10 protein-coding genes and 1 pseudogene are annotated in these 14,532 nt (G+C 56.7%); 8 read left to right on the top strand and 3 right to left on the bottom strand.

The annotated features are described in order from the left end of the window. Positions 1 to 598: 598 nt before the first annotated feature. The 8 genes and pseudogenes from J3348_RS02025 to J3348_RS01990 all read left to right on the top strand — a co-directional run bounded on the left by J3348_RS02025 (position 599) and on the right by J3348_RS01990 (position 10,540). Positions 599 to 1,624 carry a hypothetical protein gene (locus tag J3348_RS02025; protein WP_347565349.1) on the top strand — a complete coding sequence of 342 codons (1,026 nt, stop codon included), beginning with the start codon at positions 599 to 601 and terminating at the stop codon, positions 1,622 to 1,624. 76 nt (positions 1,625 to 1,700) lie between these two features. Then, positions 1,701 to 3,064 (top strand): annotated as a pseudogene (locus tag J3348_RS02020) (virulence-associated E family protein). 278 nt (positions 3,065 to 3,342) lie between these two features. Continuing rightward, positions 3,343 to 3,564, top strand: coding sequence for an excisionase (locus tag J3348_RS02015; protein ID WP_227623440.1), 222 nt, complete (start codon positions 3,343 to 3,345; stop codon positions 3,562 to 3,564). A 106-nt stretch (positions 3,565 to 3,670) separates the two neighbouring features. Next, on the top strand, positions 3,671 to 4,825 hold the full coding sequence (locus J3348_RS02010; protein ID WP_207698196.1) for a site-specific integrase: 1,155 nt from the start codon (positions 3,671 to 3,673) through the stop codon (positions 4,823 to 4,825). Between the two features lie 129 nt (positions 4,826 to 4,954). Continuing rightward, entirely contained in the window at positions 4,955 to 6,550 is a 1,596-nt protein-coding gene (locus tag J3348_RS02005) for a penicillin-binding protein 2 (protein ID WP_207698195.1), read from the top strand. A gap of 102 nt (positions 6,551 to 6,652) precedes the next feature. Then, positions 6,653 to 6,904 carry a preprotein translocase subunit SecG gene (gene secG / locus J3348_RS02000; protein WP_005937305.1) on the top strand — a complete coding sequence of 84 codons (252 nt, stop codon included), beginning with the start codon at positions 6,653 to 6,655 and terminating at the stop codon, positions 6,902 to 6,904. A gap of 166 nt (positions 6,905 to 7,070) precedes the next feature. Beyond that, on the top strand, positions 7,071 to 9,191 hold the full coding sequence (rnr, locus tag J3348_RS01995) for a ribonuclease R (protein WP_207698194.1): 2,121 nt from the start codon (positions 7,071 to 7,073) through the stop codon (positions 9,189 to 9,191). Positions 9,192 to 9,295: 104 nt separating this feature from the next. Further along, positions 9,296 to 10,540: a glycerate kinase gene (locus J3348_RS01990; protein WP_207698193.1), complete on the top strand. Its 1,245-nt coding sequence runs from the start codon at positions 9,296 to 9,298 to the stop codon at positions 10,538 to 10,540. A gap of 228 nt (positions 10,541 to 10,768) precedes the next feature. Here the strand turns inward: J3348_RS01990 and J3348_RS01985 are convergent, their stop codons facing one another. The 3 genes from J3348_RS01985 to J3348_RS01975 form a co-directional block, all read right to left on the bottom strand. Next, complete coding sequence (locus tag J3348_RS01985; protein WP_207698192.1) at positions 10,769 to 12,412, bottom strand: CTP synthase; 1,644 nt, start codon at positions 12,410 to 12,412, stop codon at positions 10,769 to 10,771. 138 nt (positions 12,413 to 12,550) lie between these two features. After that, the gene (locus tag J3348_RS01980) at positions 12,551 to 13,129 is read right to left on the bottom strand and encodes an ANTAR domain-containing protein (protein WP_207698191.1); all 579 of its coding nucleotides are present in this window, start codon (positions 13,127 to 13,129) and stop codon (positions 12,551 to 12,553) included. Between the two features lie 41 nt (positions 13,130 to 13,170). Further along, on the bottom strand, positions 13,171 to 14,490 hold the full coding sequence (locus tag J3348_RS01975; RefSeq protein WP_207698190.1) for a glutamine synthetase family protein: 1,320 nt from the start codon (positions 14,488 to 14,490) through the stop codon (positions 13,171 to 13,173). Between the last annotated feature and the right edge of the window lie 42 nt (positions 14,491 to 14,532).

Genomic DNA, 14,532 nt, shown 5'->3' with positions numbered 1-14,532 from the left:
AGAGATGCAGCATCTTAGTGATTTTCTGCAAAGAAAGAATAACGATGCAACAAGAAATGGGAACGATGCTTCCTACTTTCACTGAAAATTAGGAACTCACAGTTCCTGTTCGACTATGAGTTTCTCTGTTATACTTTTCTTGCAGAGCGAAAGCAAACTCTTCTAAGCAGAAAGCGACAAACGCCATGATCTCCCACTGAGGGAAGGAGCGGTAGGCCACTTTCTTTGCAGTATAACAAACACATAAATCCTTTTCCGAAAGGATTACCTCTCGATTCCGAGAGAAGATTTCAAGACACGGTCTTGAAATGCGAGACCCTTTGCTTGGAAGAATTGTATTACTCTTGTGATCTAATAGCATGAGTGACCGTACACAAAAATACAGGAAAAGAGGGATGTCTATCTGAAATTAACACGACACAATGGACGAGCCGGAACCCACGGCACCTATAACCCCAAGCACAATGACCGCAGTTTCAACCTTTCCAACAGCGAGCACATTGACCCGGAACGAGCTAAAGGTAACATCTACTGGGACTGCTATCATGGCATCCGTTCTGCATCCGACAATGATAAACAGACTGCCGCATTCAGCGATGTGGAGAAGATATTCTATGAAATCCATTACGCTCACTTTGTGGAGAACCAGAACGCCCGCAATGCGAAGATTCGCCACACCGAGCGCAATCGAACCATAGAGGACTTGCTTGCAGGTAAGAAAACCTGCCCGGAAGAAACCATCTACCAGTTCGGAACGTTGGACGAACACGCATCGGTGGAAGACCTGGTTTTAGTGGTGACAGAGTTTATGTCCGAATTTCATGAGCGCTTCGGCACTCATGTTCATCTGCTGGACTGGGCACTGCATCTGGACGAAAGCACTCCCCACATCCATGAGCGTCATGTGTTCGACTGCGAAAACAAGTACGGCGAGATCGCTCCTCAGCAGGAAAAGGCACTGGAAGCATTGGGTTTCGACCTGCCCGACCCGGACAAGCCCCTCAGCCGCCGCAACAACCGCAAGATCACCTTTGATGCCGCCTGCCGGAAGATGCTGTTCGAGATTGCAAAACGGCATGGTCTGGAATTGGAGGAAGAAGCGGAGTATGGCAACCGCAAGTATTTGGAAAAGCAGGACTTCATCCTTGCCAAGCAGAAGGAGCAGCTTGCCGCCCAGCAGAGCAAGCTGGACGAGCTGACCCTGAAAGTTTCGGATATGGAGACCCTGCTGGAAAATGTTTCGGCTGCGGCCTATGACAAGGCGGTGGAGGTTGTGACCGACGTGGTACGCACCGAGACCCGCAAGGAAGATATGCGGATGATCGAGGACACAAAAAAGTGGGTGCTGTCCCCTGAACGCAAGGCTCCGCAGGCCACGAGAGAGTATGCAGCGCACCGTTTGGACACCGTGCTGGACAAATTTCTCAAGACCATGCAGACCACTGCTGCACGTCTGCAAGAGAAGCTGCTGAAGCCGGAAGTCCGGCAGAAAGGCAAGGAACAGGTCAAGGAGAAAGCACGGGATTCCGTTCTGCAACTGCTAAGCCGATTGCAGGCAGAGCAGATGCAACGGAAACCCGGAGATATACCCGCTGCGGAAAAGTTAGAAAATTGTTTTCAATAATAGTACGAGGTGATGTTTATTGAGCAAAGAAGCCAACGAAGAACGTACTCCCAGAACCGTTGCGGACGTAAAAGAAATGCTGACCAAGCACTCCAACGGCGAGATCCAGCGGACAATCCAAAACTGCATCACGATTTTGCAGAACGACCATGTGCTTGCCGATGCCATCCGGCTGAACCTGTTGAGCGAGCGCATCGACATTGTGAAGCCCGTGGGCTGGCCCCGCTCCGGCAAGACCCTGAACGACACTGACATGAAGTATATCCTGCGCCGGATGGAGAAATACGGCATTTCCAGCGAGAAGAAGATCGAATCCGCCATCCGCATCGTTGCCAACGAGAACCGCTACCACCCCATCCGGGACTACCTGAACGGCCTGCAATGGGATGGCACAAAGAGGATTCCCCACGTTCTGCACCACTTCCTCGGTGCTGCGGAGGACGAGTACACTTGCGAAGCTATGAAGATATTCCTGCTGGGAGCCATCAAGCGGGTGTTCCAGCCGGGATGTAAATTTGAAACCATGCTCTGTCTGGTGGGCGGGCAAGGGTGCGGGTCGCCAGTGGCGACCTCAAAATGCTGCAGGCATTTTGAAGCACCGACCGAGCCGACAGGCGAGACCCGGGGAAGTCCACCTTTTTTCGACTGCTGGCGGTCAAGGATGAGTGGTTCTCGGATGACCTGCGGCGGCTGGACGATGACAACGTGTACCGCAAGCTGCAAGGTCACTGGATCATCGAAATGTCGGAGATGATCGCCACCGCCAATGCTAAGAGCATCGAGGAGATCAAGAGTTTCCTCAGCAAGCAGAAGGAAACCTATAAAGTTCCCTACGAGACACATCCTGCCGACCGTCTGCGCCAGTGCGTCTTTGCTGGCACGACCAATCGACAGGATTTTTTGCCCCGTGACCGCACAGGCAACCGCCGCTTCATCCCTGTCCCGGTGAATGCGGAACTGGCCGAAGTCCACATTCTAGACGATGAAGCCGAATCCCGTGCCTATATCGCCCAGCTTTGGGCTGAAGCCATGACCATCTACAACAGCGGTAATTACAAGCTGGCGTTCAGCCCCGCCATGCAGGAAACGCTGCAAGTCCATCAGCAGGACTTCATGCAGGAGGATGCACAGGCTGGCATGATCTACGCCTTTCTGGAGGACTACACGGGTGACCGGGTGTGTTCCAAGCAGCTTTATGCGGAAGCGCTGGGCAACACGAACATCCCGGCAGAGTGGGAGACCCGCGCTATCTGTGAGATCATGAACACGGGAATTTCGCGCGGCGATATTCAAGGCTGGCAGGCGCACAAGACCGCCAAGCGTTACCCGAAGTACGGCGTTCAGAAAGGCTGGGAGCGCGTAACCAGCCCCGAAACCGGGGCTGAAGATTTCTCCGAAATAACGGATGTAGAAGCTAAGCAGCTGGGCTTTCCCTTCTGATGAACAGCGGTTACACGTCTGGTTACAGATTCGGTTACACTTCAGTTACAGTCCAAAGGCCGCATGGCTACTGTGTTTTCCTCTTTCTGTAACCATGTAACCTTAAAAAGATAAGAAAAAGTATAAAGCCGACCGGATGCCCTGTGTGCAGAAAAAGAGAGTTTTCCTGCCCGGTTACAGGCGTTCGGTTACAAGGAATTGGAGGTCTGCCTATGAAGGAAGTTCGCGTTTGCGAAGCAATGAAGTCCCCGGTGGAGACTTCAAGCGACGGAACGGTCTTGCATCAGCAAGATGGAGGAACCAAGTCCCGACAAGTTCCGATCTGGGAAAAGAGCAATCTGACGCTGGAAGAAGCTGCGGCTTATTCCGGCATTGGCATCAATAAACTGCGTGAGATCACCAACGAGGATAAGTGCAAATTTGTCCTTTGGGTGGGCAACAAGCGTTTGATCAAGCGCCGTCTGTTTGATTGCTTTATCGAGCAGGCGTATTCTATTTGAGAATGATGCAACGTCTTTTCTATTCGATATCGGTGGAAATCGCATGGTCGGTATGGTATACTAAAATTAACCCCTATATGCGCTTTTCACAGAAAGGAGTTTCTAAATGTCTGAAAAGCGCAAAGATAGCAAGGGCCGTGTTTTGAAGGATGGCGAAAGCCAGAGAGCAAACGGCACCTACGACTATCGTTATACCGATATCCACAAGAAACGGCGTTGTATTTACGCTAAATCCCTGACAGAGCTGCGGAAAAAAGAGGAAGAACTGTGGCGCGATCTGGCAGACGGCATCGACTACGCCGCCGGAGAGATGACGGTGGCTGATCTGGTTGACCGCTATATGAACCTGAAACGTGGGTTGAAACCCAATTCACTTCGGTCGTACAACACAGCGGTCAAGCGGATTCATGCTGACCCTTTCGGGCAAAAAGCCATCAAAACGGTAAAATTGTCCGATGCGAAAGGCTGGTTCGTGTTTCTGCATGACAGCGGTTTCAAGCAAAACACCATAGGAATCCTGCAAAGCGTTGTCAGACCGGCGTTTGAGATGGCGGTAGAGGATGACATCATCCGCAAGAATCCATTTAAGTTCAAGCTGTCGGACGTTGTGCCGAAGGACGCTTATGTGCGCAATGCCCTGACCAGAGAACAGCAGGAGAAATATCTGCAATTCGTTCAAGACTATGGCGGCAACTATTATGATGATATCGTCATTCTTATGGGAACCGGCTTGCGTGTGAGTGAGTTGTATGGCCTGACACGAGCAGATATCGACTTTGAACGGCACTGTATCCATGTCCGGCGGCAGCTTTGCCGGACGGCTGAAAAGCCCTACTTTGTCACACCGCCGAAAACAAAAAGCGGTATCCGCAATGTTCCCATGACGGATACCGTTTGTGCAGCGTTGCGGCGTGTAGTAAAAGCCAGAGCATCCACAAAGGTGGAAGCACTAGTGGATGGTTGCAGCGGATTTCTCTTTCTGGACAAGTCCGGAATGCCGAAGGTGGCAATGCACTTGGAAAACTATATGCGCGGCGTACAGGGAAAGTTTGAGAAGGCATATGGCAAACCGGTTCCGCGCATTACACCCCATGTGCTGCGACACACCTTCTGCACCAATGTTCAGCAGGCCGGGTTGGATGTGAAGAGCCTGCAATACCTGATGGGGCACTCCAATGCCAGTGTGACATTGGATGTCTACACGCACAGCAGCTTTGAATCGGTTGAAAGAGCCTTTGAACAGATCGCCGGCAACCTGTGATTTTCGACGTATGAAGCGGAATTGCTTACTCAATAAGTACCTTATGGAGACGGGATCTCTTCGGAGACCCCGTCTCTTTTTGTATAGAAACCACAGATGCAGCCCACTCTATCAAAAAGGGGTGAGCAGATGTCCGGCAAACGGGTATTGGCGTTGTATGCAGCTGTTCTGCTGGGGTTTGCGGTAGTTTTGTGCCGCCTGTATTTTCTGGCAGAGAACCATACCTATGCTGCCCGGGCCGAAGCGCAGAGCACGGTCCGGCTCTCGCTGCCTGCCCGGCGGGGCAGCTTTTACGACCACAGCGGCCTGCTTCTCACCGGGCTGGAAACGCGGCATCTTGCCCTCTGCTTCCCGGGCGAAAACAACTACACACGCCTGTATGCATTTACGGACAGTGCCGGGCAGGCACTTTTGTACCGGAACCGCAACCGCTCCGCACCGTTTCTGCTGGAAGTGGACCGCGACCTTTCCGGGCGCGGCATACGCTGCTTTGCAACGGCACGGCGCTGCGCAGAAGTTCCACTGTGCCAGCATCTGATCGGCTATCTGGATGCAGAAGGCCGCGGCATTGCCGGGCTGGAAAAGGCGCTGGACAGCCAGCTGGCCGGGACAAAGGAGCATGACACGCTGGTGTGCGCGGTCACAGCACAAGGACGGCTGCGGGCCGGGGAAACACCGCAGCTCACCCGGCAGGACAGCAGTGCGGTGGGTGTGCAGCTGACGATCTCCCGCCCGGTGCAGCGTGCCGCCGAAGCGGTGGCCGCAGACACCATGACCAGCGGCTGCATTCTGGTTCTGGACACGGCCACTGCTGCGGTTCGCGCCAGCGTCAGCGTGCCGGGCTATGACCCGGATGACCTTGCCGCAAGTCTGGATGCACCGGACAGTCCGTTCCTGAACCGCGCACTGGAAAGCTATGCTGTGGGTTCAGTGTTCAAGCCGGTGCTGGCCGCGGCAGCGCTGGAGCAGGGCATCCTGCCGGAGTGCGAATGCACCGGTGCTGTGGTGGTGGATGGACAGATCTTCCGCTGCGCAGGCGGTGTTCCGCACGGAATGGTGGACATGACTGCGGCTCTGGAAAAAAGCTGCAACGGCTATTTTATCCGGCTGGGGCAGCAGCTGGGGGCAGAGACGCTTTTGCAGATGTCTCGGCAGCTTGGCTTCGGGCAGGAGGTGCCGGTGGCAGGTGCGCTGCACGCCGATGCCGGAAAGCTGCCGTCTGCCGGGGAGCTTGCCCAGAGCGGCCAGCTGGCAAATTTCAGCTTTGGGCAGGGCGGTCTGCTGGCATCACCGGTACAGATCGCCGCCATGATGAACACCATTGCTTCCGGCGGGGTGTACCGCACGCCTTTCTTTGTGTGTGGCTCGGTGGATGAAACTGACGGTACGCCGCTGGAAACGCTTGCACATCCGCAGTCAAGGCGGGTGATGAGCGCGGAAAATGCAGCGCTCCTGCGTAAAATGCTGCAGCAGGTGGTGGAAGAGGGCACCGCACAGGATGCTGCCTGGCTGGAAGAAGGGGCTGGCGGCAAGACCGGTACCGCGCAGACCGGGCAGTTCACACCGGATGGCACGGAACGCAAAAACTTGTGGTTCACAGGGTTTTACCCGGCGCAGCAGCCGCGCTACACCATTGTGGTGCTGCAGGACGGGCAGGTGAGCACGGAACATTCCAGCGCCGCCATCTTTGCCCGGCTGTGCGCAATGCTGGACCTTCTGGCATAAAAATGCACGGTTTCTGCTTGCTTTTTTGCGCTTGTTATGCTACTATATATTTGTATTTCTGCGTAGTTTTTGTTGAATTAAAATAAAGGAGCGTTTCAATCCATGTCTGTTATCGAAATTGTTGGCGGTGTGATCCTGCTGATCGCTTCGCTCGTCATCGTTTTCCTCACTCTCATGCAGCACACCCACGGTCAGGGCCTTTCCGGTGCTATCAACGGCAGTATGGGCGGCGCAAACAATGCCCGTTTGACCCCGGCTGATCAGATGCTGGCCAAGACCACCCGCATTGCAGGTATTGTTTTCTTTGTGGTTGCCATTCTGGCATGTCTGTTTGCAGGCCGTCTGGCAGGTTGACAAGGTTCGTGCAGCCCCGTGTAAAGGACGGGGCTGTTTTTCTGTGTTATGATAGGATGTCGGCGGCAGTCTGACCGCCGGGCAGGGTGGGGCAGCTGGCCCACGATTGGCAGCGCTGCGGCACGTTGGAGGCTGCGGCCATGGAAGAGCAAGGAGAAAAAATATTATGGCAATGCGCGATAAAATTGAGCACGCGATCCAGAATCAGCCGTGCACCGTCAAAGACCTCAAATCCAAATTCGGCGGGGACCGCGGCTCGGACCGCAAGGTGATGGAGGCTGTGGATCAGCTGGTGCACGAGGCGGTCATCTGCCAGCGTCAGGGCGTGTTCTTTACGGTGCGCTCCGGCCGTGCAGACAAGGCTCTGCTGTGCAAGGTGGTAAAACTGGGCAAGAATTTTGCCTTTGTCATGCTGGAGGACGGCACCAGCGATATCTTTATCCCGGGCCGTTTTACCCGCGGTGCCATGCCCGGCGACATGGTGCTTGTGGAAAAGTTTGAGCACCCCCGTGTGGAGGGCAGCGATGAAGGCGAGATCCTGGCCATTCTGGAAGAAAAGAACGATCTGGTGGGCACTGCCCGCCGCATTGAGGGCCGCCTGAAGTTCGTGCCGGACGACTGCCCGGCCATCTCCATGCAGTTGATGCGTGACTGCGAGGGCGGTGCAAAGGACGGCGACAAGGTGGCCGTGGAGATCCTGCAGCGCGGCAATCGGCAGGAAGATCACCGCGTGGGCGTTGCCATGCGGTTTGGCAGCTCGGACGAAGCAAAGCGCTGCGCAAAGGCCCTGCTCTATGCGCAGGATATCCGCAGCCGCTTCCCGGATAAGGTTCGTGAGGAAGCCAAGAAGCTGGAGAACGCTGAGGTCTCTGAAAAGGACACCGAGGGCCGCATGGATCTGCGTGCCCTGCCCATCTTCACCATTGACAGTGCTGAGACCAAGGACATCGATGATGCCATCAGCCTGACCAAGACCCCGGAGGGCGGCTTTGAGCTGGGTGTCCACATTGCAGATGTTTCCAACTATGTCAAGCCCGGCAGCGAACTGGACAACGAAGCGTTTAACCGCGCAACCAGCGTCTACTATGCCGATCAGGTGGTGCCCATGCTGCCCAAGCAGCTTTCCAACGGCATCTGCAGCCTGAATGAGGGCGTGCTGCGTCTGGCCTTCTCCTGCCTGATGCATCTGGATAAGGATGGCAACCTGATCGATTACCGCTTTGTCAAGTCGGTCATCCGCAGCCGCGTCAAGGGTGTTTACTCCGAGATCAATGCCTTGCTGGCCGGCAGTGCTGACGACGAGCTGAAGGGCAAGTACCATGAAGTGCTCAACCAGCTGCCCGCCATGAAGGAGCTGTACGGCCACCGTGCCCGCCTGCGCAAGGAGCGCGGCTGCATGGATATCGAGAGCGGCGAGGTGAAGCTGATCCTCGACGAGGACGGCCACTGCATCGATGTGAAAAAGCGCACCTCCGGCGAGAGCGAAGCTATGATCGAAGAGTTCATGCTGCTGGCCAACCAGTGCGCTGCCCACTTTGCCCGCGTGAAGCAGATCCCCTTCGTGTACCGTGTGCACGAGGAACCCAATGCTGAAAAGCTGGAGCGTCTGCACACTCTGCTGCAGGCCTGCGGCATCAACGATCACTTTGCCAAGGATGTGCCCACCCCCAAGGAGCTGAGCGCCATTCTGGAAGGTGTGCGCGGCGGCCCGTATGAGCAGATCATCAATACCGGTATGCTGCGCTGCATGTCCAAGGCTGTGTATGAGGAAAAACCCAAGGGCCACTACGGTCTGGTGCTGAAGGACTACGCTCACTTCACCAGCCCCATCCGCCGCTACCCGGATCTGGCCATCCATCGCATCATGACCGCCCAGCTCAAGGGCATGGATAAGGATACCATGGTGCTGCGCTACAGCGACTTTGCCGAGAAGGCAAGCAAGCAGTCCAGTGAGCGCGAGATCATTGCAATGCAGATCGAGCGCAAGGCTGAGGACTGCTACAAGGCCGAGTATGCCCGCCGCCATCTGGGCGAGTGCTACGAGGGCCGCATTTCCGGCGTGACCCAGCGCGGCCTGTTCATCGAGTTGGACAATGGCGTGGAGGGCTTTGTGCCGGCTTCCAGCCTGACCCCCTCCGGTACCATGCTCACCGAGGGCATCCGCCTGTCCGACCCCGTCTCCGGCAAGAACTGGAGCCTGGGCGACACCATGATGATCACCATTGTGCGTGCGGATGTGAACCTGGGCAAGATCGACTTTGAGGTTGCTCCGGCAAGCACAAAGTAAGCAAAAAAGATCAGAACACCTGTACGGCGTTTTCCTGCATAGGAATAGACTGTACAGGTGTTTTTTGTCCGCGGACAAGAAGCGATGGAAAAGGGGAGAACGACATGCTGAAAAACGAAACACTGCGCAGAGATGCAGATGCCATCATCCGTGCCAGCCTGAACGCTGTTCTGCCGGACGAAGCGGTGCGCCGCGCGCTGAAAAATTTCCGGCCGCAGGGCGGCAGGGTGCTGCTGGTGGCTGCCGGTAAGGCAGCATGGCAGATGGCCCATGCGGCGGTGAAATTTCTTGGCCGGGTGGATGGCGGCGTGGTCGTGACCAAATACGGCCACGTGAAGGGCACGATCCCCGGCGTGGACTGCTGCGAAGCCGGGCATCCCGTGCCGGATGAGAATGGCTTTGCCGCCACCCGGAAAGCGCTGGAACTGGTGCAGGGCTTAACGGCAGAGGATACGGTGCTGTTTCTGCTGTCCGGCGGCGGCAGTGCACTGTTTGAGAAGCCGCTGATCCCCGGCGCAGAGCTGCAGCAGATCACGGGCCAGCTGCTTGCCAGCGGTGCCGATATCGTGGAGATGAACACCATTCGCAAGCGCTTGTCCGGGGTCAAGGGCGGGCGGTTTGCACAGAGCTGTGCGCCCGCGCGGGTGTTCAGCATCGTGCTCAGTGATATTCTGGGCGACCCGCTGGATATGATCGCCAGCGGCCCGGCGGTGCCGGATACCTCCACCTGTGCACAGGCCCTTGCCATTGCGGAAAAATATCACCTGCAGCTTTCGGCACAGGCCAAGGCTCTGCTGGCACAGGAGACTCCAAAGGTGCTGGACCGTGTTGCCACGCAGATCACCGGCAGCGTGCGGGAGCTGTGCAGCGCAGCAGCCAACGCCTGCCGGGAGCTGGGCTATGAGCCGGTGATCTTGACCGACAGGCTCTGCTGTGAAGCGCGGGAGGCTGGCAGCTTCCTTGGTTCCATAGCCCGCACCCACGCGGGGCAGGGCAAAAAGCTGGCCTTTCTTGCAGGCGGTGAGACGGTCGTCCACCTGACCGGAACAGGTCTGGGCGGGCGCAATCAGGAGCTGGCCCTTGCTGCAGCACCGGTGATCGCCGGGCTGGACGCAGCGGTCTTTTCGGTGGGCAGCGATGGCACCGACGGCCCAACCGATGCTGCGGGCGGCTATGTGGACGGCAGCACGGCCGCGGCACTGGCGCAGAACCAGCTGAAGGTGTACGATGTGCTGCAGAACAACGATGCCTACCATGCCCTCAAGGCGGTGGATGGGCTCATCATCACCGGCGCGACCGGCACGAATGTCAACGATGTGGCCGTGGTGCTGATCGGAAATCAAGGATAGAACAAAGCCACCGGGAGTTCTCTGCAAAAAGCGGAAGCGGAACGGATGGAGCTGCAGCGCCGCAAGGAACTTACGGAACAGATGTTCCACGGGATGGCCCGCATCGTGGACCGGTTTGTGGTGTGTGATCTGGAAAATGACCACTATGAATAATGCCTTGCAGGATCATGGATTATATGGGTAAAAAATAAGGTGCTGTCCGCACAGACAGCACCTTATTTTTATGGTTTACATGTGCAGCAGGCTGCGCTGCTCGCTGGCGCGGAACTTGAGTGCCGCAGCAATGAATGCCTTGAACAGCGGGTGAGCACGGTTCGGACGGCTTTTGAACTCCGGGTGGAACTGTGCGCCCAAATGGAAGTCACGGCCGGGCAGCTCTACAGTCTCTACCAGACGACCGTCGGGGCTGGTGCCGGAAATGACAAGACCGGCGTCCTGCATCTCCTGACGGAACTCGTTGTTGAACTCGTAGCGGTGGCGGTGGCGCTCCCAGATCTCGGCCTCGCCGTAGCACTCGGCCATCTTGGTGCCGGGCATCACCTTGCAGGGGTATTTACCCAGACGCATGGTGCCGCCCTTGGGAATGTTGCCCTGCTGGTCGGCCATCAGGGCGATCACATTGTGCTTGCCATCCGGGGTGAATTCGCTGGAATTTGCATCCTTGTAGCCCAAAACGCCCCGGGCAAACTCCATCACCATGATCTGCATGCCAAGGCAGATGCCAAAGTAGGGAACATGGTTCTCGCGGGCATACTGTGCAGCCTGGATCATGCCCTCAATGCCGCGGTCGCCAAAGCCGCCGGGTACGATGATGCCGTCCACATCTGCAAAGGCTTCCTTGCAGGCGACCTGGTCGGTCAGGTCTTCGCTCTCCACCCAGCGGATCTCCACCTGACTGTCGTTCTCAAAGCCGGCGTGGTACAGGCTCTCCATCACGGAGAGGTAAGCGTCGTGCAGCTTGACGTATTTGCCCACCAGTGCAATGCTGCAGGTCTTGCTGCGGGTGGCAATGCGGCTGACCACCTGCTTCCACTCGGTCAGGTCGGCAGGAGGAACGTCCAGCTTGAGTTTCTTCACCACGACCTCGTCCAGACCACCGGTGTGCAGCATCAGCGGGCACTGGTACAGGCTGGGCATGGTCAGGTTCTCGATCACGCACTCCGGCTTCACATTGCAGAAAGTGCTGATCTTGCGGCGGATGTCGCCGCCCACACTGCCGTCTGCGCGCAGGATGATGATGTCCGGGTTCACGCCCATGCCCTGCAGCTCTTTCACAGAGTGCTGTGCAGGCTTGGATTTGTACTCGTCCGAGCCGGAAATGTAGGGCACCAGCACCACATGGATGTAGCAGCAGTTGTCGCGGCCCTGCTCCAGACCCACCTGACGGATGGCCTCGAGGAAGGGCTGGCTTTCAATATCACCGGTCGTGCCGCCGATCTCGGTAATGACCACGTCAGCCTCGGTGGAAGAGGCCAGATTGTAGATGTAGCTCTTGATCTCGTTGGTGATGTGGGGAATGATCTGCACGGTCTGGCCCAGATATGCACCCTGACGTTCCTTGTTCAGTACGTTCCAGTACACCTTGCCGGTGGTCAGGTTGGAGTATTTGTTCAGATTCTCGTCGATAAAGCGCTCGTAGTGGCCCAGATCCAGATCGGTCTCAGTGCCATCGTCGGTCACGAACACCTCACCGTGCTGCAGCGGGCTCATGGTGCCGGGATCCACATTCACATAGGGGTCCAGCTTCTGGCTGGCCACCTTCAGACCGCGGCACTTGAGCAGACGGCCCAGCGATGCGGCTGTGATGCCCTTGCCAAGGCCGGAGACGACACCGCCGGTGACAAAGATGAATTTGGTTTGTTTCTCTGCCATAGAATTTCCTCCTCTATTTTTGTTTTTCTGAATTTTTTCCCTTATAAACCTTTGTGAATTCTTTCAGGTGAACGGTCTTGCTCTCAGCCTCTCCCAAAATGAGCCGGTGAAAGCAAGGATACTTTTCCCAATCCAATATTATACACCCATGTCCTCATAATTTTCAAGGACTTCCTGTGCAATTTCTGTGCGGTCACGACGGGTATCCATGGCCTGTTTTTCTATGTAGCGGTGTGCCTCGGCTTCGGTCATGTGCTCGTGCTCCACAAGGCAGCATTTTGCCCGGCTGACCAGCCGCACCTGTGCGATCTTTTCCTGTAAGCGGGCGTTCTCCTGCCGGGCACGCAGCAGGCGGTGGTTGCCTGCCGCCGCCATGTGCATGGCCTGCACAAAAAAGGTGGTGCTGAAGGGCTTTGACAGCAGCAATACCCCCTGCTCACTCAAAGGCCCCAAAAGCTGCTCAGCCTGTGCGGCCTTGACCAGAAACACGACACCGGCATCTGTTTTTTCCACAGCATTGATGCACACCTCATGCCCGAATTCATCGGGCAGGGGAGAGTTGACCACGATCAGCTCAAAGTCCGATTCCGTCATGCGCCTCCGGGCTTCGGCCCCGCTGGGAATGATCACCGGGCGGCTGTAGCCCATTTCGGTCAGCCGTGCAGCGATATACTCGTTGGAGCTTGCACCGGCACTTACGATCAGTGCACGTCCCATTTCCTTCGCTCCTTTCTCCTACACACTCTCTTTTGCAGGGGTCAGATGGCGTTGAAGTAATGGGTACGCTCGTACTCAACAGGGTCGGACGCGTGTTTCAGTGCTTCGCAGCGCTTCAGTTCTTCCGTAAAGTAGCGGCTGGCAAGCTGCTCGGGCAGCACTCTGCGCAAAAATTCGCTCTCCTCCGCGGCCTGCACGGCCTCTTCCAGACTGGTGGGCAGAGTCTCAAGACCGAGCCCCTCAGCCATGGAGGGGTCGAACAGATTCTTGTTCACGGGGGCAGAGAGCACCATGCGGTTCTCGATGCCGTCCAATCCGGCAGCCAGAACCAGACCAATGGCCAGATAGGGGTTGCAGGCAGGGTCCGGGCTGCGCAGCTCCATGCGGCAGTTGTCGCCCTTTACCTGCGGGATGCGCACCAGCTGGCTGCGGTTCTGGCGGCTCCAGCTCACATAGCGGGGCGCTTCATCGCAGCCAAAGCGCTGATAGCTGTTGGGCAGAGGGTTGGTGAACACGGTCAGCTCCCGGCTGTGGGCCAGCACACCGGCCATAAAGCTGCCTGCAATGCTGTCCGGGGCAATGTCGCCCTCAAACAGGTTGCGGCCATCCATGTAAAGGGACAGGTTGATGTGCAGGCCGCTGCCTGCCTGATCCGGCAGGGGTTTGGGCAGGAAGCTTGCATGGATGCCGCTGCGGGTGGCAATGGCGCGCACGATCTGCTTGAACATCATCACGTTGTCGGCGGTCTTGAGGGGGCCTGCGTGGTGGCAGTCGATCTCGTTCTGGCCGTTGCCGCTTTCGTGATGGCTGTGCTGAGGGCTCATGCCCATCTGCTCCATGGTCAGGCAGATGTCCCGGCGGAGGTTCTCGCCTGCATCCAGCGGGGCTACGTCAAAGTAGCCGCCAAAGTCGATGGGGATACGGGTGGGGCGGCCCCGGTCATCATTCTCGAACAGGTAGAACTCACACTCTGCGCCCACATTGCAGGTGATGCCCAGCTTTTTGAATTTTCGGTTCACGCTGCGCAGAAAGCCGCGGCAGTTGCCGCCAAAGGGCTGGCCGTCCGGCTTTTCCACATCACAGAAGAACTGCATCACCCGGCCCTCGGTAGGCCGCCAGGGGAGAATGGTCACGGTGGAAAGATCCGGCCGCAGCACAAGGTCGCTTTCCTCCACCTTCATGAAGCCGGCAATGGAGCTGCCGTCGAAGCAGACACCGTCTTCCAGAGCTTTGGGCAGATCGTTTGCCAGCACGGCAATGTTCTTCTGAGTGCCAAAGATATCGCAGAAGGCAAAGCGCACAAATTTGACGTTATTGTCCTCCACAAAATCAAGGATGTCCTGTTGGGTCGAATAGCTCATAATGGTTTCCCTTTCAAATAAAACGCCTAAAGGCCTGCCCTC

Origin of the sequence: Faecalibacterium sp. Marseille-Q4896 (genome assembly GCF_017377615.1) — a bacterium.
GTDB classification, from domain to species: Bacteria; Bacillota; Clostridia; order Oscillospirales; family Ruminococcaceae; genus Faecalibacterium; species Faecalibacterium taiwanense.
This window is presented reverse-complemented; position numbering and strand designations above follow the sequence as displayed.